Below are 25,229 nucleotides of genomic sequence, written 5' to 3'. Positions count from 1 at the left end.
TCCGGCGGCGGCGCGAACGTCCAGCTTCAGTACAGCAGAGGCGTCCGGCCGGGCGCAAGCCGCGCCGACTGGTCATTGGCGCAGGTGTTGCCGGCAATGCCGCTCCATCGCGTCGGCCAGCGCCTGCGACAAGGCCGACTCCACTCGCCAGTGGTGCCAGTACAGCGGAATGTCCAGGTGTTGCTGCGGAAACAGGTCGATCAGCCGGCCGGCGGCGATGTCGTCGTCCAGCATCAGTTCGGGCAGCAGGCTGTAAGCCAGGCCCTGGCGGGTGATTTCGACGAAGCCTTGCGGCGTGGGCACGGTCAGATAGGGGAAGCCGCCGTGATAGGACGCGGTGTGCAGCAGGAATTCGCGGTGCACATCGTCCTTGCGGCTGTACAGAATGGTGGGCGCGGCGGCCAGCGCCGGCTCGGTGACGCCGTCCGGAAAATAGCGCTGGGCGAAACCGCGAGTGGCGACGCACAGATAGCGCATATGGCCGAGAAACAGGCTGTCGCCGCCCTGTATCGGTTGCGGCCGGGTGCTGACGCAGCCGACCACGTGACCGGCGCGCATCAACTCGTGGGTGTAATCCTGATCGTCCACCATGATGTCCAGCAGCACCGGCTGGCTGTCCAGCACCGGCTGCACCGCCTGCAAAAACCAGGTGGCCAGGCTGTCGGCGTTGACGGCGATGGCTAGGGTGGTGAACTCCGGCCGCGGCCCGCTGGGCAGCAGGGTGTTCATCAACTGGTTTTCCATCAGGCTGATCTGGCGGAAGTATTGCAGCAGCTGGCGGCCGGCCTCGGTGGGCTCGGCCGGAATGGTCCGGGTCAGCACCGGCTGGCCCAGCTGTTCTTCCAGCTGGCGGATGCGTTGGGAGATGGCGGATTGGGTCAGGAACAGCTTTTTGGCCGCCTTGTCGAAGCCTCCGGTCTCGGCGACGGCCGATAAGGTTTCCAGTTGTTTCGGATCAAGCATGTTTTTACGTCCTTGCCGGGATAATTCCACGGTGTTTCTTGCCTTAGCGCCGCCACCTATGGCATGTTGTGCTGCTTCGTCCGAACACGGACGGTGCAAAGGTTTGCCTGCACGCGGTGGCGGCATAAAAATAATTAGAGCGGCTGGCGGCGACGGTTCTGACCGGCCGGCGCCGGCGGCTCATGGCCAATGACAGGCATGTTGAAGATGCAAGCAGATAATAAGGCACTATTGGATGGCATGTGCCGTTTTATCGGGGTCCGGGCGGATCATATGGCGCAGCTCACCGCCCATGCTCCGCAGTTGTTGTCGCGCAAGGAGGCGCTGGGCAAGGAGTTCTACTGGTATGCGCTGAAATGCCCGGAAACGCTGGCGCTGCTGAGCGAGCGCCTGCCGGGCGGCATCGACTCCCTGGTGGACGCCTTGCTGCAATATTGCGAGCGGATGCTGACGCGTCCGGTGAATGGCCGCGCCGCCCGGCGCGTGGTGGAACAGGGGCGCTTGATGCGCCAGCTGGGCGTGGGCCTGATGTGGGTGGTGGGCGCGTACGAGCGCTGCCAGGCGCATTTCCTGGCGCGGCTGGCCGAAGCCGGGCTGGGCCTGGACGAACTCGCCGCGCTGTCGCGGCTGCTGCGCAAGCGCATTCTGCTGGACCAGATGCTGCAGCTGCACGGCCACCAGCAGTCCTTGCAGGAGGCGGTGGACAGCAAGCACCGGCATCTGCAGACCATGTCCGGGCTGTACGCCACTCTCAGCGGCGTCAGCATGGCCCTGGTGCGTTGCTCCGAACGCGGCGAACTGTTCCAGGCGATTTGCGACGTCTGCGTCCGAGAGGGCGATTTCTCCCATGCCTGGGTGGGCCTCTTGGACGCCGAGTCCCAGAGCATCCGTCCGGCGGCGATGGCCGGCGTTCACGCCGAAGCCTTCATTCCCCGGCTGCAAGTCTCGGCGCTGCCTGAAAGCCTGCACGGCCGCGGCCCCAGCGGCCGGGCCATCCGCGGTTTGGCGGTGCAGGTGGTCAACGATTGCGGCGAAGACCCGTCGATGCAGCCGTGGATGCGGGTGCTCAACGCCAGGAACGTGCGCAGCGCGCTGGTGGCGCCGCTGACGCTGCGCGAGCAGGTGATAGGCACCTTGTCGCTGTATTCCGGACTGCCGGGCTTTTTCGACGACACCAAGGTGGCGCTGGTGGACACCATGGCGCGCGAGATCAGCCGCGCGCTGGAGCGCCAGGACGCGCTGGAGCGCAGCCATCGCGCCGAATCCGAACTCGCCTTCCTGTCCTTTCACGATCCGCTGACCGGCTTGCCCAACCGCCACCTGATGAAGGAACACATCAACAAGCAACTGCAGATCCGCCGCGCCAACGCGCAGCTGGCGGTGCTGGTGCTGTCCATCGAGGGTTTCCACGAAATCAACGCCCGCCTGGGCCACGAGGGCGGCGACGCGGTGCTGTGCGAGGTGGCCAACCGGCTGCGGCGCTGCATCTACCCCTATGGCTACGTGGGTAGGGTGGGCGCTTCGCGCTTCGTCGCCTGCAGCGACCGCCACGAGCAGCTGGACCAGCTGGTGGACAGCCTGATGGGCAGCTTGCAGCAGCCGGTGGACTGCATGGGCGTGGTGATCCACACCCGCTGCAGCATGGGCATCGTGGTGGAGCCGGCGAACGGCCGCAGCGACGCCGCAGCGCTGCTGCGCCGCGGCGAGTTGGCGCTGAGCCGGGCCAAGGAAGCCGGCGGCGGCCATTGCCGCTATTACCACGTGACCATGGACGAAGAGATCCAGCACATGCACGCGGTGCGCAACGCCTTCGCGCTGGCCATCGCCCGCGACGAACTGGCGTTGTTCTATCAGCCCAAGATCAATCTGCGCAACAACCGCATCGAAGGCGTGGAGGCGCTGGTGCGCTGGCGCCGCGACGGCCGGCTGGAGATGCCGGGCGCCTTCTTCCCGGCGATAGAGAACACCGACCTGATGCGGGAGCTGGACTGGTGGGTGCTGCGCGAGGCGCTGCGCCAATCCGGGGAGTGGCTGGCGGCCGGCCGCCATATTCCGGTCAGCGTCAATCTGTCCGCCATCACCCTGAAGCACGAGGGCTTCGTGCCGGGCATCCAGGCCTTGTTGCAGGCCTACCCGCTGCCGGCCGGCTATCTGGAGCTGGAAGTGCTGGAGAGCGTGACCCAGCAGGAGGCGGAGCAGATCACCGCCAAGCTGGAGCATTGCCGCGACCTGGGCCTGTCCATCGCCCTGGACGACTTCGGCACAGGCGCGTCCTCGCTGGTGCATCTGCAACAGCTACCCTTCGACACCATCAAGATAGACCAGCGTTTCGTCCGCCTGCTGCTGGACACGCCGGGCAACGAGGCCATCATCCGCAGCATGGTGTCCTTCGCCCACTACACCGGCCGCAAGCTGGTGGTGGAGGGCGTGGAAAGCCGGGCGATCTGGGACCGGCTGCTGGAGATAGGCTGCCTGGACGGGCAGGGCTACGAGATTTCGCCGCCGGTGGACCCTAGGCATTTGCCGGAATGGATCGCGGACTGGGAGCAACGAGCCAGTATTAATTCTGCTTATATATAATAATTTTTATTAGTTTTACTTTGATGCGTCGCTCCCTTAGTCTGTGTCGAAACTTTTCGGGAGCGGCACTTGTTCAATTTCAGCGTTTATCTGTCTGCCCTTGGGCTATCCATCGGGCAGATCGTCGGCATTGGGCCGCAGAATGCCTTCGTGCTGCGGCAGGGCATAGGCCGCAGCCACATCCTGCCCATCGTCGCGATCTGCATCGTCGCCGACGTGTTCCTGATCGCCTGCGGCGTAATGGGGGTGGGCAAGCTGCTCAACGCGATTCCCGGCTTCATTCTCACCGTTACCTGGCTGGGCGCGGGCTTCATTCTGTGGCTGGGTTACAAGGCCTTCCGCTCCGCGATGGCTCCGGGGGCGATGTCGCTGGCCGGCGGCGTGGAGCGCGACCGCAAGCGCGCCATCCGCACCGTGCTGGCGGTGACTCTGCTCAATCCCTACACCTGGCTGGACACCGTGGTGCTGATCGGCGGCGTGTCCGCCATTTACGGCGAGAGCGCCGCGCCGTCCTTCCTGTTGGGCAGCCTCAGCGCCTCGGTGCTGTGGTTCGGCGGCATCGGCTGCTTCGCCGGCAAGCTGGCGCCCTTGTTCCAGCGGCCGCAAAGCTGGCGGGTGCTGGATGGCGTCATCGGCCTGGTGATGCTGCTCACCGCCTTCATGCTGCTGCGCAATTACGGTTTCGAAGGGATGGCCTGAGCGTTTTTGGCGACGGCGGAGAGGCGTGTTTTTTGAAAGTGACGGCTTGCTTTTGAGCAACCCGTCACTTTTTCATATGCGGTTTGTCGTGACAAGGTAATTTTTCACTGTCTAAATATGTATTTGGAATTGCAAAATAACTTTGTAAATACCAAATCATTTACCATAACTAAATCTCCGTTGTGAACAACATAAGGAGAGTTAGTCATGAAAGGTTTGATTCAAGCCAGTCTGATGGCGGTTTCCGTGCTGGGCGGCCTGTCTTCCCCGGTGGTGGCAGCCCCGGTGAACAACAGCTATATCCAGTCCAGCGCCAACGAGATCCGCGGCTTCCTTGGCGGCTACGCGCGGCCGACGGTCTACGTCAACCAGTACGCTTGCCGCGAGCCTCAGCTCAGCGCGATGGCGTGCGGGCCCTACACCATCAGCGTGGGCACCGGCTTCCTGCAGCAGCAGGAGAACAGCTACGGCAACTATGTGGCCAAGTTCATCCTGGCGCACGAATGGGGCCATTCCATCCAGTTCACCCACAACATCTATCGCCAGGCGCCGATGCAGGAGCTGCAGGCCGACTGCGTGGGCGGCACCTTCGCCAAGTACGCCGAAACCAATCTGCGTTATCCGAGCTTCATCGAGAACGCGGTGGCTTCGGCGCGCAACGCGGCCGATTACGGCGAGCACGGCACGCCGTCGCAGCGCGATTATTATTCGCGCTACGGCCACGCCAACGGCCTCAACGCTTGCCTGAACTCGATCTGATCGGCGATGGGCAAGCGGGTGTGGGGGCTGGCCGGCGGGCTGGCGCTGCTGGGCTTGGCCTGGGTCAGCCTGCCTGAGCCGGTCCGCGAGCGGCTGGGCTTGAGCGCGCCGGCTCCGGCGGCCTTGCTTGCCGGCGAGGCGGGCGCCGCGGCGGCGCCGGTCAAGGGGGCGCCGCCGCCGCGGGCTTACCAGGGGCTGAGCTTCGCGGTGGGCGACGGCCCGCCGCCGGCCGCGGCGCCGGCGGAGCCTGCGCCGGAAAGCAAGGCCGAGCGTCAGCGCAAGCAGGCTTTGCGCCAGCTGGGCTACGTCATCGACGAGCGCTTCTACCGGATGCCGCTGGCAGAGTTGCGCAAGCTGGCGGCCGCCGGCAATGTCCAGGCCTTGACCCATCTGGCCGAACGTTATCTGTTCGAGCTGGACGGCAAGCCGCAGCGGCCGGGCTTCGAGCCGGAGATGCGCTACCGCGAGGAGGCGCGCGCCGCCTTGCAGCAGGCGTACCGGCTGGGCAACCGGCATGCGGCGGCGATGATCTCCGAGAGCTATCTGCTGGAGCGGCAGCCCTTGGAGGCCGCGGCCTGGAACCTGGTGGCGCGACGAGCCGGCGACGCCTTGAGCGCGGACTGGTTTTTGGGCACCAAGGACTACCGGCAGCTGAACGCCGGGCAGAAAGCCGCGGCGGCGGAGCGCGCCGAGCAGATCTGGCGCGAACTGCATCCGGGCGCGGCGCAGTCCAAAGGCTAGCGCAGGCAAAAAAAACCGGCGGGCCCTTGCGGGGCCGCCGGTTTTTCTCGTTCGCGGTACGGGCGGCGCTTACTGCGCGTCGGCGGCCAGGCCGTCCACCAGGTCCTCGCGGGTGATCAGGAACACGAAACCGTCGCCGCTCTCGGTTTCCATCCACATGAAGGGCAGGGTGGGGAAGCACTCTTCCAGCATTTCGCGGTTGTGGCCGATCTCCACCAGCAGCACGCCCTTGTCGTTGAGGAAGTCCGGCGCGCGGCGCAGGATTTCGCGGGTGGCGTCCAGGCCGTCTTCGCCGGAGCCCAGCGCCAGTTCCGGCTCGTGCAGGTATTCCGGCGGCAGCGCGTCCACCGAGTCGGCGTCGACGTAGGGCGGGTTGGAGATGATCAGATCGTATTTGTCCTCGATGCCCTCGAACATATCGGTGTGGATCAGCTGCACGCGCTCGTCCAGGCCGTAGTTCTGCACATTGATGGAGGCCACTTCCAGCGCGTCCAGCGAGATGTCCACCGCGTCGATTTGCGCGTCCGGGTAATGATGGGCCAACTGGATGGCCAGGCAGCCGGAGCCGGTGCACAGGTCCAGCGCGCGGTGCACCAGTTCCGGGTGCTCGATCCACGGCTGCAGCGGTTCGCCCAACAGCTCGTAGATGAAGGAGCGCGGCACCAGCACGCGTTCGTCCACGTAATAGCTGAAATCGCCCTGCCAGGCCTCATGGGTCAGATAGGCCACCGGCACGCGCTCCTCGGCGCGGCGTTCGATCAGGTCGATCACGTCCTTGACCTCGGTGGGCAGCAGCTTGGCGTCGAGGAAGGGCTCCAGCTGGTCCACCGGCAGCTTGAGCGCCGACAGAATCAGATAGGCGGCTTCGTCGTAGGCGTTCTGGGTGCCGTGGCCGTAGAACAGGCCGGCGTCGTTGAAACGCGACACGGCGAAGCGCAGCAGGTCGCGCAAGGTGTTGAAGCTGGATGCAGCCTGGGCGTACATGGTTTTCCTTTCAATACAACAGGGACATGGCGGCGGCCATGTCCCCGGCGGTGTTTATTCGCGCCCGCGTGGAGGCGGGCGATGACCTTGAGGTCGGACGTCAGAACGGCAGCTTGGCGTCGGTGGCGGTGCCCAGCACGCGGCGGAAGTCGCCCTTGATGCGCTCCAGCGCCGCGTCGTTGTCGGCCTCGAAGCGCAGCACGATCACCGGTGTGGTGTTGGAGGCGCGCGCCAGGCCGAAACCGTCCTTGTATTCCACGCGCAGGCCGTCCAGGGTGTTGACTTCCTCGGCGCCGTCGAAGGTGGCGGAAGCCTGCAACTTGGCGATCAGGGCGTGGTTTTCGCCTTCCTTGGCCATCTTCAGATTCAATTCCGGCGTGGACAGCGCATTGGGCAGCGCGTTGAGCAGTTCGCTGGGGTTGTCCACGCGGGACAGCACTTCCAGCAGGCGGGCGCCGGCGTACATGCCGTCGTCAAAGCCGTACCAGCGTTCCTTGAAGAACACGTGGCCGCTCATTTCGCCGGCCAGCAGCGCGCCGGTTTCCTTGATCTTGGCCTTGATGAAGCTGTGGCCGGTGCGCGCCATCACCGGCACGCCGCCGTTTTGCTTGATCCAGGGCTTGAGCAGGCGGGTGGACTTCACGTCGTAGATGATCTTGGCCTTGGGATTGCGCTCGAGCACGTCGGCGGCGAACAGCATCAGCTGGCGGTCCGGCCAGATGATGGTGCCGTCCTTGGTCACCACGCCCAGGCGGTCGCCGTCGCCGTCGAAGGCCAGGCCGATTTCGGCGTCGGTCTTCTGCAGCGCGTCGATCACGTCCTGCAGGTTTTCCGGCTTGGCCGGGTCCGGGTGGTGGTTGGGGAAGGTGCCGTCCACATCGCAGAACAGCTCGCGCACGCGGCAGCCCAGGCGGCGGAACAGCACCGGGGCGAAAGCGCCGGGCACGCCGTTGCCGCAGTCCACCACGATGTTGAGCGGGCGTTCCAGCTTGATGTCCGAGGTGATGCGGTCCAGATAGGCTTCCACGATGTCGTGGGTGCCGTAGCCGCCTTCGCCGCTGGCGAGATCGCCGTCGACGATGCGCTGGTACAGCTTCTGGATGTCGTCGCCGGCCAGGGTATTGCCGGCCAGCATCATCTTGAAGCCGTTGTAGTCAGGCGGGTTGTGGCTGCCGGTGACCATCACGCCGGACACCGAGCCCAGCTCGTGGGCGGCGAAGTACAGCATCGGCGTGGCGACGCGGCCAACGTCGATCACGTCGACGCCGGCGGCCTGGATGCCTTCGGCCAGCGCCTGGCACAGATCCGGGCCGGACAGGCGGCCGTCGCGGCCGACCACGATGGTTTTCACTTTGCGGGCCTTGGCTTCGGAGCCGACGGCCTGGCCGATCTGGCGAGCGACTTCATTAGTCAGGGTCTTGCCGACGATGCCGCGGATGTCATAGGCCTTGAAGATGTCTTTGGACAGTTTGCTCATGGCGTTCTTATGCGATCGAAATGAAGGATGAGCGCGGAGCGGCGGCGCTCCGCGTCGGAAATTCGGGGCTCAGGCGGCCAGCGCGGCGCTCAGGCTGATCAGTTGGTCCAGCTTGGCGCGCGCCTGTCCGGAGTCGAGCGCTTCGCGCGCCATGGTAACACCGTCGGCCAGGGTAGGGGAAACGCCGGCCGTATAGATGGCGGCGGCGGCGTTGAGGCAGACGATGTCGCGCGCCGGGCCGGCTTCGCCGTCAAGCACCGCCAGCAAGATGTCGCGCGAGGCGGCGGCGGTGTCGGCGCGCAGCTGTTTGAGTTCGGCGAAGTCCAGGCCCAGTTCGCGCGGATCCAGCTGGTATTCCTCGATCTGCCCGTCCTTTAGTTCAGCCACCATGCTGGGGCCGGACAAGGTCAGCTCGTCCAGGCCGTCCAGGCCGTGCACGATCAGCGCGTGGCGGCTGCCCAGCTGTTTCAGCACCCGCGCCTGAATGCCCACCAGGTCCGGGTGGAACACGCCCATCAGCTGGTTTTCGGCGTCGGCCGGGTTGGTCAGCGGCCCCAGGATGTTGAAGATGGTGCGGGCGCCCAGCTCCTTGCGGATGGGGGCCACATGACGCATCGCGGTGTGATGGTTGGGGGCGAACATGAAGCCGATGCCGATCTCGTCGACGCAACGGCCCACTTGTTCGGCGTTCAGGTTGAGCTTGACGCCCAGCGACTCCAGCACGTCGGCGCTGCCGGAGCTGGACGACACCGAGCGGCCGCCGTGCTTGGCTACGCGGGCGCCGGCCGCCGCGGCGACGAAGGCGGAGGTGGTGGAGATGTTGAAGGTGTGGGACTTGTCGCCGCCGGTGCCGCAGGTGTCCACCAGGTGGTCGCGCAGGCTGATCGGCACCGGGGTGGCGAACTCGCGCATCACCGTGGCGGCGGCGGCGATTTCCAGCACCGACTCCACCTTGACGCGCAGGCCGATCAGGATGGCCGCGGTTTGCGCCGGCGTCAGTTCGCCGCGCATGATCTGGCGCATCAAGTCCAGCATTTCGTCATAGAACAGCTCGTTGCCGTCGATCAGACGGTTCAGCGCGGCCTGCGGGGTAATCATCGGGGGAGATCCTTTTGCTTGCGTGGGCGGCGCCGCGCGGAGGCGCGCCGTCCGGTGATTCAATTGTCGGCGTGCGCCGTCAGCTGGGAGAGGCGCTGCTCGATCAGGTCTACGCGGCAGCCGGCTTGGGCCTGATCCGCGCCGTTGCCGCTGGCGTAGCTGCTGGCCACCCAGCGGCACTGCTTGTCCAGATAGGTTTTGAAGGCGTGGCTGGACTGGCTGAACGCCAGCCGGGCGCGGTAGCGGTTGCCGGTGATCTGGTCCAGCTCGCGCATCGCGGCGGCGGCCTTGTTTTCGCCTAAGACCAGCTCGGCCTCGGCCTTGCTCAGCCGCTGTTGCAGGCAGGCGGACACCGCCGGGCTCTGCGCCTCGGCCCGCATGCAGTCGTCCAGCGCTCCGGCCTGCGCCGCGCCGGACAGCGCCAGGGCGGCGGCCAGCATCAACATCCACTTCATCAGGCAAACTCTTTCAGGAAGTTGTCCAGCATCGCGTGGCCGTGGTCGGTGAGAATGGATTCCGGGTGGAACTGCACGCCCTCGATCGGCAGCGTCTTGTGGCGCACGCCCATGATTTCGCCGTCGTCGGTCCAGGCGGTGACGTCCAGGCAGTCCGGCAGCGTCTCGCGTTCGATCACCAGCGAGTGGTAGCGGGTACAGGTCACCGGATTGGGCAGGCCGCGGAACATGCCGACATCGCGGTGTTTGACCGGCGACACCTTGCCGTGCATCAGCTGTTTGGCGTGGACGACGCGGCCGCCGAAGGCCTGGCCTATGCCCTGATGGCCCAGGCACACGCCCATGATGGGCAGCTTGCCGGCGAAGTGCTGGATGGCGGGCACCGACACGCCGGCTTCGTTGGGCGTGCAGGGGCCGGGCGAGATCACCAGGTATTTAGGCTGCAGCGCTTCGATCTGCTGCAAGGTGATTTCGTCGTTGCGGAACACCTTGACCTCCTGACCCAGCTCGCCGAAGTACTGCACCAGGTTGTAGGTGAAGGAGTCGTAATTGTCGATCATCAATAGCATTTTTTGTCTAACTCATTGAATTTATTGGTTCCGTTTGCGTGCTGTGTGCTTTGTTACTCACAGTGTTACTCACAACGTTCGTTGGTGGGGTCAGCACGCTGCTTGGAGATGTACTCTGCCCGCCATTTCGCATAGTCCTCTTCTGGCCAGCGAGATGCGGTTCCGATCTTGATGGGGTCGGGAAATTCGTTCTTCTTGATCTTACGGTAGATCGTTGCAGGGTGAAACCCTGTCAGTCGACGAATTTCCTTCATCGTGTAAAGTATTCTGGACATGGTCGCTCTCCCAAGAACCTGTTTACGATCTGCTGCGCGTCGGCGATACGGCGTTGAAACCGAGCTCAAAATGCTTATGTACCACGTGTACATTCCGCTTTTTCGCTCGTTTTCGCCTTGTCTCGCCTTAGCTCGCGAGATCGTAAACACGTTCTAAGACCCGCTAACAAAAACCCTGATCCTGCGTTGCGCCTCCTTGTCGTACCACTTGTGCTGCCTGCGTCGGCGCGCCCTGGCACAGCTTCTCTGCGAGGTTTTGTTAGCGGCTCTAAATAACATTGGCCACTAGGCGTGCGCCGGCGCGGTCTGCCGCGATAATGTCGCGCGCGGCGTCGATCAGGTTCTGTTGCATCACGCAATCTCCTTGAAAAGATCGTTCTGATGCAGCGCGGCGCTGCATGCGGGGGTGAGCCATGTGCATTCGGTCCGAACGGCGGTGCCGCGGCCGGTTTTCAATCATCGCAGCGGTGCGGCGGGAAGAAGCCCATGATCCACGGCGCAAGCCTGAACTTCGCGCCGTGGCAGCGCAGAGCCGGGCGGGTGACTGCATTCATGCCCACACCTAATAAGAAAGGGTCGCGTGTGCGACCCATCGAATTACCATCCGGCCATCTCGATAGCTGGTGTCTATCCAGCAGCCGGTCATCAAAAATTCGTCGATGCAAACAAGTTGGGAATGAAGGAGCCATCGGCGACGATCTGTTGCAGCCGCTGACGGAAGGAGATGGCCGGGCCGCCGCGGCGCTCAAGGAAATAATCAAACTCGTCGAGTTCTTCAGCGGTCAGCGCGCGCATGCCCGCATAGTCCAATGGCGCCGCGATATCCATGTACCAGTCGGCGGCCTCTTCGGCAGAGCGCGCCACTACCCAATCGCAGTCGTTCATTTCGAAGACGAACACGCCGTTGATGCTGTGGCTTCTTGCAAGTGTTGCGGGGGCGTGTGTATTTCCAAAAAGAAAACCCTCTATCCTTTGCCAGGAGCAGGGGGGTAAATGGTGAATCACGGGAAAGAAATGATCAGAAATAGACTCATGAAAGCGTCACTACAAAACAACCTTTTCGATCAATGACGCGCTCTATGACATGATTTATCATCTTGTTTTTTATCAGGAGCATTGAGATAGTCGATAATCGCCTTGTCCACGCATTTTTCCTTCCCCGCTAATGCTAGCGTGTGCCCATCTCCTTCCAGAGTAATCAATGTGCCTTTAAATTGAGTCGCCATAGTTCTTGCATTCTGCCATGGGGTCGTAGGGTCATGTCGCTGCGCGACAAAAAGCAACTGAGGCAAGGCGGGTATGCTAGCAGGACGTCTCGAATGAAAGTTACTCTTCCAAGGCCACATATCGCACAGTTCAACCGGGTCTGGCTCCTGGGGCTGGAAATTGATTGCAGGGAACGCTTCTTTTATTTTTCGTCTCCGATAAAGGATATCATCCTGGCTGAGTCCAGAGGGAGAGAAGTCGACACAAGATATGACATTAAGAGCATCCTCCGACAGGTATGAAATTGAATCAGACTCCTGCTGGCCCAAGATTTGTTCTACTTTTTTTCCGACAACACCTTTACTAAGCTGCCTTACTGCTGTTGCCAAATCCGGCCAAGATGAATGCCATATTAAGAGCGAGGTGGTTAGTGATTTCAGCTCATTGGCTGATACCTGCTGACCATCTGCCCTGGATAACGGTGTAGAGTGCAGCTTGTTTAACAGGTCAACGTACTGCTGAGTTGCAACGGATTTATCGGCAGAAAGCGGGCATTTTTTTGTTCTTGCGCACCACGCAGCAAATCGTTCGAAAGTCGCCTGGTATCCTCTTTCCTGATTCTCTCGCATGCTATAACTATCTTTTGCTTCATCAATGTCTACAACACCGTCAAGCACCATGGCCCGCACATTATTGGGAAAACGCTCCGCATAAATCAAGCCGACTTGAGTTCCGTATGAGTATGCTATTGCTGATAGTTTTTTATCTCCTACAGCTTGCCGAATACGATCCACGTCACTTGCAGCTTCGTCAGTACCCATGTGCTTCAGAATATCAATGCCTGTGTATTTAACACAGGCATTTATCAGGTCTTTGTTGTAATTTTCGGGAGTTGACGGCTCTTCTATTATTGTGCAGTCTATTATGGGCTTAGACTGCCCGACCCCTCTAGGGTCGTACCCCACGATGTCCCAAGATTCATGTATTTTCTTGGCGGATCCTTCTATATCTACCCATGGGTTAATTCCAAAATAACCAGGCCCTCCGCTGATAATCAAAAGTGAACCCTTACTCACCCCTTTGGCAGGCAGCCGAGTCAGAGCAAGCCTGACATGACTTCCGAAATCCTGCTCTTTAAGACTTGTTCCACTGATGTATTTCAATGGCACGTCAAGGTGCCCGCACTGAAGCTTGGGATTAGGAGGGTATTTAAACCAGTGGCGGAACTTCAAGTCTGAGCAATTTTGCCATTGGATTGTTGACGCCTCGGTGCTAAATGATATGACGCTCATCAATATTAGTATGGACATGAAGTAATTCATTTGGCTATCCCCAGTGTAGTTGTCTGGCATGTATAAGGGGCCAGAAGTCGCCATACGCTTATGGCGCGTTATATGAGCTTGCCTCTGGCTGCCGGGCAGTTGATAGTTGCCGTCACGACTATACCAGTGTGATTTATGCCATTTCCCCACTTTCTTGTGTATCTTCTGCTGTCTATTTGTACGTACAATCCGCAGCAGTCCGGCGTTGACGGCATCTATGTAGATTTACCGCGCCGACTCGATACTCAGGTACAAGAGCTAGGCGACGTCCGCGCTCGTGAACTTGCCCCTGGGGATGTCGCCGACGCGACGCTCAACCTGGTCAAGCGAGCACCGCGTGTCGGCGGACCTCCTTTTCTTCGGCTCAGGCCGGAAAAACAGGTGCACGATCCGCGGTTCGGTCGCACATTACGCCGTGAGCCTCGGAATGCCCTCAGTGGCACTTGCAGCGTTGCGGTCGAGGCGCCAGCGTGGCCAATTGCTCGTCCTTGGCTGCAATGTTCATCTCTTGGTGCGATTACGCCAAAAATAAAGCCCGCTGGGTGGCGGGCTTGTTTATTACAGATGTACATTCAAGGCATGCTGGCTATCGCCGTTGAATTTTAAATATCTGCCTCTTTAAGTGTGGGTTGAGATTTAATTTTCTGGTTGTGACTGTTTTGTATTTAATGGGCTTTTCAAAGCGCCCATTCTGATCTGGACGGCGGGTCCACATTCCAAAGGCAATGATTTCATCTTCCTCAGAGAGCCCATCGGCCTAGCTGGAATCTTTTGGGAATATGGATCATTCAATATTGACGCAATTATCAGGCAGGTCAGGGCGTTTTATGGCTTTACTTTTTTTCAGGTTAATCGCCTTGTTCTTTGAGGTTGGTTTTATCGAAGCAATAGTTCCGCATATCGCAATTGGGTGTTGCTTAGTGTTGTTGCGAATGGTTTCATATGCTTCGAGTTGCCGTAGGGCATTGAAGGCCACTTCGAATAACCTGATATTTTCAGTGAACCTGGCCGCAACATGATAACCGCGACCACATTCGGCGCAACTTCCGAGATGAGCTGCCATTTTTTGGGATGCGTCACGTGATTTTTTGCTCGGCTCTCCGCTCAAACCGGCGATCCAGGCGAGTTCGAGCATCAGAAGGCTTGGATTCCCGCCTTGCAGAGAAATACCAATCGCTTCAGGTTGTAGCAGGTCGCCATCATCGTCAGCGCGAAGTTCGCACGCACCCTGGCAATGCGCTGCTTGCGTTGCTGCTGGCAGTCGGACAGCGGCTTGTTGGTGTACCCCTGCGCTGAATCTGGTTTCGGAATCCATCCTGCGCAAGCTGAGCTTCATGCACTTCGGACGGGTAGCCGCGGTCGGCGTAAACGTCCCGGCTTGTGTTGCCGGTATCGAAGACCTTGTCGAAATGCGGGCTGTCGTGCGTGCTGGCGGTGTCGGTCTCGAACTTACGGATCAGTTTGTATTTATTGTCGACGTTCACCGACAGCTTGTAGTGTTGTGCTGCTTCGACGCCGGCACCAGCGTCGCGTCAATAATCTGACCGCCTCGTGCGATATAGCCCTGCTTGAGCAACTGGGCCGACACGCCGTCGAACAGCGCATGAGCGCCGGTCTCGCCGATCCGGCTCTCGAAGGTCCAGATCGTGGTGTGGTCGGGAATATTAACGGCGTGGTTCAAACCGCAGAAACGCTGGTAACTCATGCGGTCGAGCAGTTGATACTCCATCTGCTCGTCGGACAGGCTGTAAAGTCGCTTGAGCACCAGAATCCGTACCATCGTTTCGGTCGGAAACGGCGGTCGACCGCCCTGCGGGCTGACCGGTCTCGGTGCCGCCCGTTCGATCTCAGCAGCTAAAGTAGCAAAGTCGATGTGCTGCTCGATCTCGGAGAGCGGATCGCCCAGCCGGTCAATCTTCCGGCGGTGATGATCGGCGGCGAACAGGTCGTTCTTGATGACGTTGCGCTGTTTCATCGGGCTCAAACTCGGCAAGGTTTGGGACAACGTAATCTTAACAGCAGGTGTGTTTGTCTAGGTTTTTCGAGGTGCCCAAGGGCTTGCCAGCTATTTGATGCCTCCGTCGATGTCCGCGTATTTGAGCGCGGGCTGAACCGGGAGGCGGTTGGAGCGTGAGAATCAATATGCCGGATCGGGCTAAAGTGCGCAGCTAGCTTGCGGCCTCTTTTTATCTGACGTGGGCGGCCATAGCGTGTTCGCCGTTCGTGGCGGTTCAGCCGCGCTCGGTTCGCGCTAAATCGATGATGGCCTGGATTGCGGATCTGGCCTGCGGGCTGTTGTGCCAGCAGCTGGACCCCATCATGTCGGCGATCTGGCGCGTGAGCAGCGCCGGGTCCTGCTCCGCCAGTTGCACCAAGGAGGAAAAGCCGATTTGTTCCAGTCTGGACACGACGGTGGCGCCGACGCCCTTCAGGGCCACCATCTTGTCTTTTTCATTTGCGCTGAAGCCCATATGCCCCCTGAGTTTGATTTTGGTTCGCATAACAGCATACACGTCTTGCGCGCGGATTCGACCGCGGGATGGTCTGCCGCCCTCGCGATAAGGTCGCGCGCTTTGAACCTGTTCAAAGCCTGCTGCGCTTCGGCGGGATGGATAGAAAAGGGCGTTGGAACCCACTTCGAAATGCTTATGTACCCTTCGTACATTCCGCTTTCTCGCTCGTTTTCGCCTTGTCTCACCCTGGCTCGCAAGACTTTGAACTGGCCCTTAGGTCGGGCGGAGACGAGGCGCAAGCCCCGTTCTCGATTCAGATTTCCGGTTTCGGTCGACGAGCGCTGCCGAACCCGATCGGGAGGCCTTCCTCCCAGCTCATCGCCCAGGCGTACAGCGCAATCATCATCATCACTTCCACCATCAAGCTGCCCAGTATGAACAGCAGGGGCATGAACAGCAGCGAGCCGTAGTGCAGCGCCAGGGCGGCGGCGAAATAATGCAGCGGCGCCTCCAGCAGCAGATAGGCCAGGGAAACGCCGCTGAGAGCGAGTTTGTGCCAGACCGGCTTTTCCAGCACGTGAAAGGTCAGCGCGTGCACCCAGGGCATCAAGAACAGCAGGATCAGCACAAAGGTCAGGCAGGAGCTGTGGTACTCGGGCAGGGAGTGGTTGAAGGCCGCCGGCAATAGCGCGAAGTAAACGCAGGAGCTGCTCTGGATGATGACGAACAAGCGCAGCAGATAACGCGCGGGCATGCTTTCCGGGCTGATCAAAAACGACAGCGACAGCAGCAGCAAGCCGATGAGGCCGTTGCCCCACCATTGCCAGAAGGAGGGCACCGACGCCGGCAGATCCAGCCACGGCAGCCACAGCCCCGGCGTCAGTCCGTTCAAGACCTGCAGACTGGAGAGTTGGGCGGGCACGCCGGTCGCCTCTATGCTCCATTGCGTGATCTGCCGCCAGAGCGCGAGCGTCTCCGGCAGGAATTTGAGCAGCAAGAGGTTGAACAGCAGCGGCAGGCCGATGATCTCCAGCCAGCGGAGGCGCCGGAAAGGTTCGGTGCGCATCGCCCGGTGCAGGGCGATGTGCTCGCCGCCATGGCCGGTGTGGCGCAGCGCCTTGAAGCGGTGCAGACGTTCCTGAAGGCTCATGGCAGGTTCCAGAACACGGCGGTGGTGACGCCGGTGCGCTCGTAATAGGGGCTGTGGTAGCGCTCGATCGCGGCATGGACGCCCCAGTGCCGGCCTATCCATTCTCTCCAGCTCAGTTGATACAGCTGGCTGTCGAAGCTCTGCTTGGGCTGGTCGACGCCGATGGGCATATAACCTTCGCCGCCGGCGTTGACGGCCAGGGTGAGCAGGCGCCAGCGGTCGCGGCCATAGGTCACCGCGCCGTAGCCCTGCATCGAGGTCACGCTGCCGGGATTGCTCAGTGTGCGGTGCACGCCGGCTTCCACCACCCAGGGCGCGTCGAAGTAGTAGGCCATGCCCAGGGTCAGAATGCGGTCGCTATAGCCTTGGCGGTTGTCGTTGTAGGCCAGGCCGAAGCTGGTGACCAGGTTGCGGGCGGGCAGCCATTTGCGGTTGAGGGCGGCGCCGTAATGGGTGCCGGGCCAGAAGGTGCCGCCGCTGCTGCGGCCCAGCTCCAGCCTGCCGTACCAGTCGGGGTTGATGTCGTGGTTCCAGCCGCCGTTCAAGGCCAGGCCCCGCTCGCCGAAACGGCTGTCTTGTTCGGCGACCCAATCGAAGACGTTGCCGGCGTCGGTCTGCCAGACGCCGGACAGGTAGACGGCGTCCCAGGCCGGATTGTCCCCGGTGAGGCGGGAGTGCTGCGCGCCGATCTCGATGCTGCGCGCCCAAGCATACGGCTCCGGCGCCGACGGCGGTGAATAGGCTTCGACCTCGGCGGGAGCGGGCGCCGCCTCGGCCGTTTCCGGCGCGGCCGTCTGGTCGGCGCGGGCAGGGCCGGCAAGGCACAGGGCCAGCAGGCCGATTTGCGCTAGTCGTTTACTGAGCATGGCGGGTCTCCATCGTTGCGCTCGCGGTTTGCGCGTATTCAAATCTCAGGTCTTGTCCGGATTGGGCGGTGATCCGCCAGGCGTCCGGCAGCGCTTCGATATTTGCCTGGCCGGACCGCAGCACCGGCCGCGCAGGGGTTTTGGGCAGCAGCCAGCTTTGCCGCGCCAAGGTCTTCGGGTTGTGCGCGCTGACGCTGACCCAGGACGCATCCCGCCCTTGCGCCGGCGCGACTTGCCATTGAGTCAGTTCGCGTTGGGACAGGAAGCGGGACAGCTGGGTCATCGTGTACCAGTGAAACACGCCCTGTTCGCGCAGCGTCCGGGTTTGGGCCAGCCATTGCCGGACCGTCTGCTGGTAGAAGTAGACGCCGGGAGGATGGAAGTAGACCAGGCGCGCCACCCGCTGTTGCGCGGCGAAGCGCGTCATGTCCTGCAGCCACAGCGTCATCTGGGCGCTGGGCAGCTTGTTGCGCACCGCCTCCTCGAAGGAGGCGATGCCGCCGTTGGCCGATACCGGAAAAGCCCAGGGGCGGCCGTGCATGTCGGCCGGATCGATGTAGGCCCGGGTCGGCCCCATGGACAGATCGCCCACGTAGTAATAAGCCTGTACGCCGTGTTGGCGCAGCCAGGCGGTCACCCAGTCCGGATGGTGGCCGTTGGGCGCGGAATATTCGGCGAGCGGCTGCTGGATGAGGCGCTCAAGGTCTTGCTTGTTGTTGGCGAGATAGGGCGCCCATTGCTTGCCGTTGCGCTCGTTGATGTTGAAGGCGAAGTAGTTGTGCGCCCAGCCGCCGTGCGCGCCGATGTCGTAGCCCAGCCCGCGCAGGCGGCGCACCCAATCCTGGGCTCGCGGGTTATGGGCGAGATCCATGCCTCGATGGTCGCCGGGCTGGTTGGTGTCCGGGCCGGTGGTGAAATGGACGGAATACGGACCCTGTTCGAGAAACCCCAGTTTTTCGAGCAGGTCCAGATAGGGGATGGCGTTGGCGTCGTCGACGTGCCAGTTCATCACCAGGCCGCCCACGCCGTCCGGCACGGCGGCCAGCTGGGGCAGGCGCAGCACCTGCGTATTGAAAAAGCTCAGATAGGACTGCAGCCACAAGCCGTCGGTGCGTATTTTGAGGAAGGTGACCGGCAGGTTGACGAATAAAACCTTGCCGCGGCCGTAGTCGCGCAGGCCGGCGATCAAGGTGCCGTCCGGCCCTTGGGCCAGCACGCGGCCCGGGAAGCGGCCGCGGGTGGCCAGGTAGCTGAAGGCGGCCTGGTCGTAGCCGTAGGTCGAGGCTTGCAGCAGGGCGGACTGGCCTTCCGAATAGGGCTGGAAGCGGCCGGGGGTGATGCCGAGCTCGGCGACGGCGGAAGGCGGCATCAGCATCAAATCCCTGCGCACCATCTGCTTGCCCAACTCCCGGTACAGCAGATAATCCACGCCCACCAGGCGCGCGAGCGCCGGCTTTTCCAGAAAGCGGCCGCCGGCGTTTTCGCTGGCGGCGTCGTAGTTGATCCATAAGGCGCCGCCGGCCCGCACGTATTCTTCCAATACCCCGGTCAAGGCCGCGTCGACGTAACGGTGTATGGTGTCCGGCAAGATGATGCCGCGGAGGCGGGCGCGTTGTTCCGGTTCCATGTCCACCAGCTGGCTGGCGCTGATCTGCATCATCGCCACGCCGCCCTCGTTGGCGGCGTCTTGCCAGGCCAGCGCGTATTTGTTGCTGGCCGGCTTGTCCGGCAGCAGCAAGGCGATGAAGGCGGCGGGCGGCGGCGCTTGCTTGGCGCGCAGGCCATGCCATATCGCGCTTGCCGCCAGCAAGAGTCCCAGCAGCAGGATGATGACTACCCAGCGGGGACATGATCGAATCTTGTTCATTCTTCCAGCCTTTGTTCTGGCTCCGCCGTTGCGGCCAGGCGGAGCGCCAATCCTTGAAAAACCGCTTCTTCCAGCACATTCCAGCGCGGGGTTCCGCGCGCGGGCGCCGCTTGCCGCAGCCAGGCCCGCGCCGCGTCCTCGCGGCCGTCCCTCAGCGCGGCCAGCGCCAGCAGGCCCCAGGGGAAGTCCAGTTGCGGCGGGTCCTGGGCAAGCCAGGGCCGGCCTTCGCCGAGCAGCCAGGCGTCGAAGGAGGCTTGGCCCGGCATCGGCGGCAAGCCCACCATCTTGGGGAACAGCTGGGCCGCGGCCTCCGGGTAGAAGGCGACTGGGGGAAGGTCGCGGCTGGCGGTGCGCCAGCGCCGGGTTTTGGCCTCCCAAAACGCCTTGGGCAGCGCCGCGGCCAGCTGGCGCACCCGCCGGCAGCCGGCGCCGGTTCTGGCGCAGTCGTCGCGCAGCGCGGCGTAAACTTCTACGTTGTCCATCAGATAGCCCAGCTTGGCGCCGGCGGCGTAGTCGTAAATGCCGCTGCGCGGCTGTCTCAACTTCCACAGCGCCCGTCTGGCGCGCGCCAGCGACGCCTGCAGCGCCGGCGGCATGTCTTGTTGCCGATAGCGCCGGCTCAGCAATGAAATCCACAGGGCCAGCGTGGAGTCGTCGGCGTCGGCGTCCGCCGCGCGGCGCCAGTCGCCGTTTGTTTGGCGTTCGAAGCGGGGGAAGCTGCCGTTGCTTTCCTGTCTCGGGGCCAGCCAGGCGGTCCAGGCGTCCGCGGCGGGCGCGATGGACAAGCCCAGTTCCTCGGCCGTCAGCAAGGCCTTCATCGCGAAATAAGGGTCGACATGACGGCCATGCGCTTGCAGCAGGATGGCGCCGTCCTCGTCTTGATAGCCGGGCAGCTTGAAAAGGTCGGCGGCGGCCTGGCTTGTTCCGCAACACAAGGTCAGCAGCAGACAGAGACGCTTCATCATCGTCCGCGCACCTTGCCGCGGACGCGGGCCCAGATGGTGCCGTGCGCGATCAGCGGCGGCGTCAGCAGCACCAGGCGCGAAGAGACGGTATTGGGCGAATCCGGCGCGCCCAGCGCCGAATGGGCGCCGATGGCGACGAACCGGTCCGCCACGACCGGGCCCAGCAGCCGGCAGTCTTCCCGGCAGACGATGGAGTGGTCGGAAATGACGGCGCCGTCCACGAGCACGCCGCGAGCCAGACGCACCGGTCCGCTGGCCTTGACGCTGCCCTCTATCCGGCAGCCGGGGCCGACGCTCAGGCCGCCTCGCACCACCAGGTGGCCGCGCAGCAGGCTGTTTTCCGGCAAGCGGAAATCGCCGTCCACCACCGCGCGGCGCATTTCGGCGTTAAACGGGTGGGGCGTGCGCAGGTTTTCGATGTCCACTTCCCGCAGCGGCCTTGCCGGAGCCGGCCGGCGCAGCTCACCGCCCATGCGGATGGCGGCGGCCTGGATGCGTTGGAAGCGGACCGGCCCGGCGATGTCCAGCGTGTTCTCCGCCACGACTCGTCCGAACAATTGGCTGCCCGGCGCGATATTGATGTTCCCGGCGCCGGCCCAACGCAGAATCGAGCTGTCCGGCCCCAGCTTCAGCTTGCCGTCGGCCAAGACGCTGCGCAGGATCACGCCCTGAGCGGCGACGATGTTGTCGTCGCAATGGATTTCTTTCAGGAAACTGAAGTGGGCGGGAATGCGCAATTCGCCTGCGGCCAACACCTCCTCGTCCACGACGGGGCGGCCGGCTTGCCCGGCGGCGTCCAGGCGAGCGTTCCAGTCTTGCCGCCACTCGCCCGAGTCCAGCGCGTCCAGCCGTCGCCGGTAGCCGCGGGCGAAGACGTCGGCGGTGCCGGTGTGCAGCCGATTGATGCCCAGCGCGGTGGTGTCGGTCTTGCGCAGCAGCTCCAGCAGGCCGGGCAACAGCGGCAGGGCGACCAGCGCCGCCGCGCCCAGCAGGTAAAGAAAGGCCATCATCCCGGCTGCCTCCGGTAGCGCTTGGTCTTGTCCCAGTGCAGCGTTCGGTTTTTCCTGAACGGTTCGATCAGCGACTGCCGCAGCGTGGCGCGGGAAATGGTGACCAGGCTGACGAGAAAGCCAAGAATGGCGAAAGGCAAAATGCGCAGCCGCTTGCCGTTGCCGTCCAGATGGCAGGCGACGCCGATCTCGAAGAAGGCGGCGAAATTGCCCATCGCGCTGTAGCAGACCAGGGCCAGCACCAGCAAGACGCCGGGAGAGGGCAGCATGCTGTCGAAAAAGAACAGCAGCAGGGTGATGGCCCAGCCCAAGAGCAGCAGCGGGGACATGGCGTAAGTGCCCAGCAACAGCAGCCCATCCAGTTTTTCCCGCCTTTGCACCCCGCGAGTGCTCAGCAGCCGGCCGACGTGCCGCGCCAGCGCCTGATTATGGCCGCGGGTCCAGCGCATCAATTGCCGGATGCGCACCGGCCAGCTCTCCGGCACCTCCTCGTAGCACTCGGAGCGATTGGTGTAGACCGTGAGCCAGCCCCCGATCAACAGCCGGTAGGTCAGGTCGGTGTCTTCGGCCAGCACATCGTCGTGCCAGCCGCCGACGCTGTTGAGCGCGGCGACGCGGATGCCGCCGACGGTGCCGCCGTATTGCGGCACCAGCTTCATATTCATCCTGGCCTGCTGATCCACCTGGTAGCCTCCCGCGCGCTCCATGTCCAGCATGCGGGTCAACAGATTGGCGCCCGGGTTCAAGGGCACCACGCGCCCCATCACGGCGCCGACTTCGGGGTCGAAGAAGGGCGCGATCAATTGCTTGAGCAAGCCGCGGCTTGGCAGGTAGTCGGCGTCGAAGACGATGAACAGCTCGGTGTCGATCAAGGCCGTCGCGTCCTTCAGCGCCGCCGCCTTGCCGGGCTTGCCCTGGGTGCGGTGAAACGGCCGGATCGCGTCCGGCCGGCGCGCCGCGATGCGGTCTATGATGGCGCGCGTGCCGTCCGTGGAGCGGTCGTTGACGGGCATGATGATCATTCGTCCCGGCGGATAGTCGGATTCGAGCAAGGCTTCCATCGCGTCGGCGATCACGGCCTCCTCGTTGTGCGCCGCGATGAAGACGGTGACCTTGGGCCATTGCGCCGTCTCAATGTCCAGATAGGGGTGGCGCTGATGGCCGAACAGCCGATTCAAGGTGAAAGCCATGTGGCGCGCCGCGTACACCACGACAAGGAGCACCACCCCGTACAGCACGAAGCTCAGCGCGCGCAAGGGCCAGATGAAGGGCGTGGCGGTTTCGCGTTGCAGCAAGGGGTCGTCCTCCTGGCTGACGGTGCGGCGGCGCGCCTCTTCGATCTGGTCCAGGATCAGTTGCTGGGTATGACGCAGATCGACGTTGTCCGACGCTCCCTTGATGCTGACGCTGGGGCTGACGGCGGCGGGGGAAGCGTCCGGGTCAATGGGCAGGGCCGCCATGGCGGCCTGGCTTTCCGGGGACAGGGCCGCATCGTGGTGGCGGGCGTGACGGCCGGCGGGCTTGGCCGCATCCCTGGCGGACCAGGCCGGCGCGCAGCAGACCAGCAGGGTCAGCCAAAGCAGGACTCGCGGCGCCATCCTTATCTTCCTTGCGCGGGAGCGATGGCGGCGGCGGTCCGGCTGCGCTTGTCCGCTTCCCGCTGTTGGCGCGGCAGCGAGGAGAGAATGGCGGCGATGCGCTTGCCGGCGCAGCCGTCGCCATAGGGGTTGTGGGCTTGGGACATGCGTTGATAGGCCGCCTCGTCTTCCAGCAAGGCGCTGGCGTGCTGGACGATGAGCTCGGTTTCGGTGCCCACCAGCATGGCGGTGCCGGCCGCAAGCGCTTCCGGTCTCTCCGTGGTGTCCCGGGTGACCAGCACAGGTTTGCCCAGCGCCGGCGCTTCTTCCTGTATGCCGCCGGAGTCGGTGATGATGAGGTGGCAGCGGGCCATCAGATAGACGAAGGGCAGGTATTGCAGCGGTTCTATCAAATGGATGTTGCGCACCCGGGACAGCAGGGCGTACACCGGTTTGCGCACATTGGGATTCAGATGCACCGGATAGACGATGTCCACGTCCGGGTAGCGTTCCGCCAGGCTGACCAAGGCGCGGCAGAAGCTTTCGAATTTCTCGCCGAACTTCTCCCGGCGGTGGCCGGTGACCAGAATCATCCTCGCTTCCGGCCGCAGATAGGCGAAGGCGGCGGCGATGTCGGCCTTAAGATCAGCTTGTTGCTCCAGCTTCTTCACCGCCAGCTGCAGCGTGTCGACGACGCTGTTGCCGGTGACGAAGATACGGTCGGGGTCGACCTTTTCATTGCGCAGGTTGAGGCGGGACTCATCCGTCGGAGCGAAGTGCCAAGACGCCAGAATGTCGGTGACGCGGCGGTTCATTTCCTCGGGCCAGGGCGAATACAAGTCGCCGGTCCGCAAGCCCGCTTCCACGTGGCCGATGGGAATCCGGCGGTAAAACGCGGCCAGGCTGGCGCCCAGCGTGGTGGCGGTGTCGCCGTGGACCAGCACGACGTCGGGCTGGACCTCCTCCAGGATCTTGTCGACCGTTTCCACCAGCCTGGCGGTCAAGGACGCCAGGCCCTGCGCCTGTTGCATCAGCTTCAGGTCGAAGTCCGGCTTGATCCCGAAAAAATCCAATACCTGATCCAGCATCTCGCGGTGTTGCCCGGTCACGCAGACTTTGGACGCCACGTCCGGGCAGTCTTGCAGCGCGTGAATGACGGGCACCATCTTGATGGCCTCCGGGCGGGTGCCGAAGATTGTCAGTACGGTAAACATATTGTCTCCATTGCAGCGATTTGTGAGCCATTCATCAGGGTGTGGCTTTGTTTGTTTTGTTAAAACTACTGTTTTTATTTGTTTAAATTAAGCTAGCACATCCGCCAAAAGAAACAAAGTTAAATATTTGTTTAAATCAATAGGTTTAATATGAGCGCGTTGGGGAGCGGCGATTCGCAAGCCGCCGCGGCTGTTGCGGCCCGTCCGGGCCGGCCGCGCGATTCCGCCGGATTGCACCTGGCCGAAGCGCTAGTGCCAGGGCCGAGACTACGGTGTGAAACTGCAATGGCATTTTCTTGCTAGCATGCAAGGACATACGCATGGGGTGCGCTGATTGTTTGAGAAGCAGACCAAAAGCGCCGGCGAGCGCGGCTGACTTCAATCTGGGGAGGAGTGCCCATGGAAAAGAGACAGTGTCTTCGCTGCGGCTACCTGCGCGGCAATACGCCGCGCGACCAACGGGCGCCGCATTACGCATGCCCGCTGTGCCAGGCGCCATATCGGGAAATGTACCCGCAGCCGCTGCCGCGGCGCGAGTGGGGACGGGTTTCGCGTCTGAAATGGACGCATGTGGGCGTCGTGGTGGTCGCTTTGCTGGCCGGCGCCGGCTGGCTGGGCTATAAGGTCTGGCCCAGCCAGCAGCAAGCCGAGGCCAGGAACGAGGCGGAGCTCAAGGATATTGCCGGCGTGGTGTTGCCGGACGCGGTGCAAGCCGCCGGGGAGCTGTGCGGAGCCGGCTCCTACGCCGCCGGCGCGTTCTGCCGCTGGGCGCCGGCGTTGGCGGAGGTGGGCCGCCGGGCGGCGCTGACCCGGGACTGCATGGAAGTGATTTCCGTCAGGCTGCACCCCGGCAGCAAGAATCCGGAGCAGCCCGATTTCGCGGTGAACTGCCGGAACGCCGCCGGGGAGTTGATGGAAATGAGTTTCAACGAGGGAGACTTGGCGCCTGGCGCGGAAGGCACCGCGCCGGCGCGATGAGAGCGGCGGGGCGTAAACAGG

General features: G+C 62.8%; 23 protein-coding genes and 1 pseudogene. 5 read left to right on the top strand and 19 right to left on the bottom strand.

Annotated features, from left to right (window positions below; genetic code table 11):
- Nucleotides 1–72: 72 nt before the first annotated feature.
- Complete coding sequence (locus JW897_RS04255) at nucleotides 73–963, bottom strand: LysR family transcriptional regulator ArgP (protein WP_205465262.1); 891 nt, start codon at nucleotides 961–963, stop codon at nucleotides 73–75.
- A 189-nt stretch (nucleotides 964–1,152) separates the two neighbouring features.
- Between JW897_RS04255 and JW897_RS04250 the strand changes: the two genes are divergently transcribed.
- The 4 genes from JW897_RS04250 (at nucleotide 1,153) to JW897_RS04235 (ending at nucleotide 5,742) form a co-directional block, all read left to right on the top strand.
- Nucleotides 1,153–3,543, top strand: a complete 2,391-nt coding sequence (locus JW897_RS04250; RefSeq protein WP_156187863.1) for an EAL domain-containing protein — start codon at nucleotides 1,153–1,155, stop codon at nucleotides 3,541–3,543.
- A 69-nt stretch (nucleotides 3,544–3,612) separates the two neighbouring features.
- On the top strand, nucleotides 3,613–4,242 hold the full coding sequence (locus JW897_RS04245) for a LysE/ArgO family amino acid transporter (protein WP_048414508.1): 630 nt from the start codon (nucleotides 3,613–3,615) through the stop codon (nucleotides 4,240–4,242).
- Nucleotides 4,243–4,449: 207 nt separating this feature from the next.
- On the top strand, nucleotides 4,450–5,001 hold the full coding sequence (locus JW897_RS04240) for a neutral zinc metallopeptidase (RefSeq protein ID WP_048414509.1): 552 nt from the start codon (nucleotides 4,450–4,452) through the stop codon (nucleotides 4,999–5,001).
- A 6-nt stretch (nucleotides 5,002–5,007) separates the two neighbouring features.
- On the top strand, nucleotides 5,008–5,742 hold the full coding sequence (locus JW897_RS04235) for a hypothetical protein (RefSeq protein ID WP_205465261.1): 735 nt from the start codon (nucleotides 5,008–5,010) through the stop codon (nucleotides 5,740–5,742).
- A gap of 69 nt (nucleotides 5,743–5,811) precedes the next feature.
- Here the strand turns inward: JW897_RS04235 and prmB are convergent, their stop codons facing one another.
- From prmB to wecB, 18 genes and pseudogenes are all read right to left on the bottom strand, one after another.
- Nucleotides 5,812–6,726 (bottom strand): 50S ribosomal protein L3 N(5)-glutamine methyltransferase, encoded by a 915-nt coding sequence (prmB, locus tag JW897_RS04230; RefSeq protein ID WP_048414511.1) that lies wholly within the window; start codon nucleotides 6,724–6,726, stop codon nucleotides 5,812–5,814.
- A 100-nt stretch (nucleotides 6,727–6,826) separates the two neighbouring features.
- The gene (locus JW897_RS04225; RefSeq protein WP_048414512.1) at nucleotides 6,827–8,203 is read right to left on the bottom strand and encodes a phosphomannomutase/phosphoglucomutase; all 1,377 of its coding nucleotides are present in this window, start codon (nucleotides 8,201–8,203) and stop codon (nucleotides 6,827–6,829) included.
- Nucleotides 8,204–8,272: 69 nt separating this feature from the next.
- Complete coding sequence (gene trpD, locus JW897_RS04220) at nucleotides 8,273–9,301, bottom strand: anthranilate phosphoribosyltransferase (protein ID WP_048414513.1); 1,029 nt, start codon at nucleotides 9,299–9,301, stop codon at nucleotides 8,273–8,275.
- A gap of 59 nt (nucleotides 9,302–9,360) precedes the next feature.
- On the bottom strand, nucleotides 9,361–9,756 hold the full coding sequence (locus JW897_RS04215; protein WP_205465260.1) for a lysozyme inhibitor LprI family protein: 396 nt from the start codon (nucleotides 9,754–9,756) through the stop codon (nucleotides 9,361–9,363).
- Entirely contained in the window at nucleotides 9,756–10,325 is a 570-nt protein-coding gene (locus JW897_RS04210; RefSeq protein ID WP_048414514.1) for an aminodeoxychorismate/anthranilate synthase component II, read from the bottom strand. The genes JW897_RS04215 and JW897_RS04210 overlap by 1 nt, the downstream gene beginning before the upstream one ends.
- A gap of 65 nt (nucleotides 10,326–10,390) precedes the next feature.
- A complete protein-coding gene (locus JW897_RS04205; protein WP_048414515.1) occupies nucleotides 10,391–10,600 on the bottom strand; it encodes a helix-turn-helix transcriptional regulator in 210 nt (69 codons plus the stop codon).
- A 645-nt stretch (nucleotides 10,601–11,245) separates the two neighbouring features.
- Nucleotides 11,246–11,500, bottom strand: a complete 255-nt coding sequence (locus JW897_RS04200) for a hypothetical protein (RefSeq protein ID WP_205465259.1) — start codon at nucleotides 11,498–11,500, stop codon at nucleotides 11,246–11,248.
- 164 nt (nucleotides 11,501–11,664) lie between these two features.
- Nucleotides 11,665–13,128: an alpha/beta hydrolase gene (locus tag JW897_RS04195; protein WP_205465258.1), complete on the bottom strand. Its 1,464-nt coding sequence runs from the start codon at nucleotides 13,126–13,128 to the stop codon at nucleotides 11,665–11,667.
- Between the two features lie 784 nt (nucleotides 13,129–13,912).
- Entirely contained in the window at nucleotides 13,913–14,263 is a 351-nt protein-coding gene (locus JW897_RS04190; RefSeq protein WP_205465257.1) for a hypothetical protein, read from the bottom strand.
- Nucleotides 14,263–15,103 (bottom strand): annotated as a pseudogene (locus tag JW897_RS04185) (IS5 family transposase). Before JW897_RS04185 ends, JW897_RS04190 begins: the two are co-directional and overlap by 1 nt.
- A 256-nt stretch (nucleotides 15,104–15,359) precedes the next feature.
- Nucleotides 15,360–15,599 carry a hypothetical protein gene (locus JW897_RS04180; RefSeq protein WP_048414517.1) on the bottom strand — a complete coding sequence of 80 codons (240 nt, stop codon included), beginning with the start codon at nucleotides 15,597–15,599 and terminating at the stop codon, nucleotides 15,360–15,362.
- A gap of 295 nt (nucleotides 15,600–15,894) precedes the next feature.
- A complete protein-coding gene (locus JW897_RS04175; protein ID WP_205465256.1) occupies nucleotides 15,895–16,731 on the bottom strand; it encodes a hypothetical protein in 837 nt (278 codons plus the stop codon).
- On the bottom strand, nucleotides 16,728–17,597 hold the full coding sequence (locus tag JW897_RS04170) for a YaiO family outer membrane beta-barrel protein (RefSeq protein ID WP_205465255.1): 870 nt from the start codon (nucleotides 17,595–17,597) through the stop codon (nucleotides 16,728–16,730). The genes JW897_RS04175 and JW897_RS04170 overlap by 4 nt, the downstream gene beginning before the upstream one ends.
- A complete protein-coding gene (locus tag JW897_RS04165; RefSeq protein WP_205465254.1) occupies nucleotides 17,587–19,464 on the bottom strand; it encodes a polysaccharide deacetylase family protein in 1,878 nt (625 codons plus the stop codon). Before JW897_RS04165 ends, JW897_RS04170 begins: the two co-directional genes overlap by 11 nt.
- Complete coding sequence (locus JW897_RS04160; RefSeq protein WP_205465253.1) at nucleotides 19,461–20,429, bottom strand: hypothetical protein; 969 nt, start codon at nucleotides 20,427–20,429, stop codon at nucleotides 19,461–19,463. The genes JW897_RS04165 and JW897_RS04160 overlap by 4 nt, the downstream gene beginning before the upstream one ends.
- Entirely contained in the window at nucleotides 20,426–21,439 is a 1,014-nt protein-coding gene (locus JW897_RS04155; RefSeq protein ID WP_205465252.1) for an LbetaH domain-containing protein, read from the bottom strand. The genes JW897_RS04160 and JW897_RS04155 overlap by 4 nt, the downstream gene beginning before the upstream one ends.
- Entirely contained in the window at nucleotides 21,436–23,037 is a 1,602-nt protein-coding gene (locus tag JW897_RS04150; RefSeq protein ID WP_205465251.1) for a glycosyltransferase family 2 protein, read from the bottom strand. Before JW897_RS04150 ends, JW897_RS04155 begins: the two co-directional genes overlap by 4 nt.
- A gap of 2 nt (nucleotides 23,038–23,039) precedes the next feature.
- Nucleotides 23,040–24,230: a non-hydrolyzing UDP-N-acetylglucosamine 2-epimerase gene (gene wecB, locus JW897_RS04145; RefSeq protein ID WP_205465250.1), complete on the bottom strand. Its 1,191-nt coding sequence runs from the start codon at nucleotides 24,228–24,230 to the stop codon at nucleotides 23,040–23,042.
- A 399-nt stretch (nucleotides 24,231–24,629) separates the two neighbouring features.
- Between wecB and JW897_RS04140 the strand changes: the two genes are divergently transcribed.
- The gene (locus JW897_RS04140) at nucleotides 24,630–25,208 is read left to right on the top strand and encodes a hypothetical protein (RefSeq protein WP_205465249.1); all 579 of its coding nucleotides are present in this window, start codon (nucleotides 24,630–24,632) and stop codon (nucleotides 25,206–25,208) included.
- The last annotated feature ends 21 nt before the right edge of the window (nucleotides 25,209–25,229 follow it).

Origin of the sequence: Chromobacterium alkanivorans, from assembly GCF_016937655.1 — a bacterium.
Classification (GTDB): Bacteria; Pseudomonadota; Gammaproteobacteria; order Burkholderiales; family Chromobacteriaceae; genus Chromobacterium; species Chromobacterium alkanivorans.
Note: the sequence above shows the minus strand (reverse complement) of the source record. Positions and strands in the feature narration are given on the sequence as shown.

What these genes read in the sequence shown, in the direction of transcription:
- JW897_RS04255 (WP_205465262.1), bottom strand. Translation starts at nt 963, where the DNA reads ATGCTTGATCCGAAACAACTGGAAACCTTATCGGCCGTCGCCGAGACC.
- JW897_RS04250 (WP_156187863.1), top strand. Translation starts at nt 1,153, where the DNA reads ATGACAGGCATGTTGAAGATGCAAGCAGATAATAAGGCACTATTGGAT.
- JW897_RS04240 (WP_048414509.1), top strand. Translation starts at nt 4,450, where the DNA reads ATGAAAGGTTTGATTCAAGCCAGTCTGATGGCGGTTTCCGTGCTGGGC.
- JW897_RS04235 (WP_205465261.1), top strand. Translation starts at nt 5,008, where the DNA reads ATGGGCAAGCGGGTGTGGGGGCTGGCCGGCGGGCTGGCGCTGCTGGGC.
- prmB (WP_048414511.1), bottom strand. Translation starts at nt 6,726, where the DNA reads ATGTACGCCCAGGCTGCATCCAGCTTCAACACCTTGCGCGACCTGCTG.
- JW897_RS04225 (WP_048414512.1), bottom strand. Translation starts at nt 8,203, where the DNA reads ATGAGCAAACTGTCCAAAGACATCTTCAAGGCCTATGACATCCGCGGC.
- trpD (WP_048414513.1), bottom strand. Translation starts at nt 9,301, where the DNA reads ATGATTACCCCGCAGGCCGCGCTGAACCGTCTGATCGACGGCAACGAG.
- JW897_RS04215 (WP_205465260.1), bottom strand. Translation starts at nt 9,756, where the DNA reads ATGAAGTGGATGTTGATGCTGGCCGCCGCCCTGGCGCTGTCCGGCGCG.
- JW897_RS04210 (WP_048414514.1), bottom strand. Translation starts at nt 10,325, where the DNA reads ATGCTATTGATGATCGACAATTACGACTCCTTCACCTACAACCTGGTG.
- JW897_RS04205 (WP_048414515.1), bottom strand. Translation starts at nt 10,600, where the DNA reads ATGTCCAGAATACTTTACACGATGAAGGAAATTCGTCGACTGACAGGG.
- JW897_RS04195 (WP_205465258.1), bottom strand. Translation starts at nt 13,128, where the DNA reads ATGAATTACTTCATGTCCATACTAATATTGATGAGCGTCATATCATTT.
- JW897_RS04190 (WP_205465257.1), bottom strand. Translation starts at nt 14,263, where the DNA reads ATGCTCGAACTCGCCTGGATCGCCGGTTTGAGCGGAGAGCCGAGCAAA.
- JW897_RS04180 (WP_048414517.1), bottom strand. Translation starts at nt 15,599, where the DNA reads ATGGGCTTCAGCGCAAATGAAAAAGACAAGATGGTGGCCCTGAAGGGC.
- JW897_RS04175 (WP_205465256.1), bottom strand. Translation starts at nt 16,731, where the DNA reads ATGAGCCTTCAGGAACGTCTGCACCGCTTCAAGGCGCTGCGCCACACC.
- JW897_RS04170 (WP_205465255.1), bottom strand. Translation starts at nt 17,597, where the DNA reads ATGCTCAGTAAACGACTAGCGCAAATCGGCCTGCTGGCCCTGTGCCTT.
- JW897_RS04165 (WP_205465254.1), bottom strand. Translation starts at nt 19,464, where the DNA reads ATGAACAAGATTCGATCATGTCCCCGCTGGGTAGTCATCATCCTGCTG.
- JW897_RS04160 (WP_205465253.1), bottom strand. Translation starts at nt 20,429, where the DNA reads ATGATGAAGCGTCTCTGTCTGCTGCTGACCTTGTGTTGCGGAACAAGC.
- JW897_RS04155 (WP_205465252.1), bottom strand. Translation starts at nt 21,439, where the DNA reads ATGATGGCCTTTCTTTACCTGCTGGGCGCGGCGGCGCTGGTCGCCCTG.
- JW897_RS04150 (WP_205465251.1), bottom strand. Translation starts at nt 23,037, where the DNA reads ATGGCGCCGCGAGTCCTGCTTTGGCTGACCCTGCTGGTCTGCTGCGCG.
- wecB (WP_205465250.1), bottom strand. Translation starts at nt 24,230, where the DNA reads ATGTTTACCGTACTGACAATCTTCGGCACCCGCCCGGAGGCCATCAAG.
- JW897_RS04140 (WP_205465249.1), top strand. Translation starts at nt 24,630, where the DNA reads ATGGAAAAGAGACAGTGTCTTCGCTGCGGCTACCTGCGCGGCAATACG.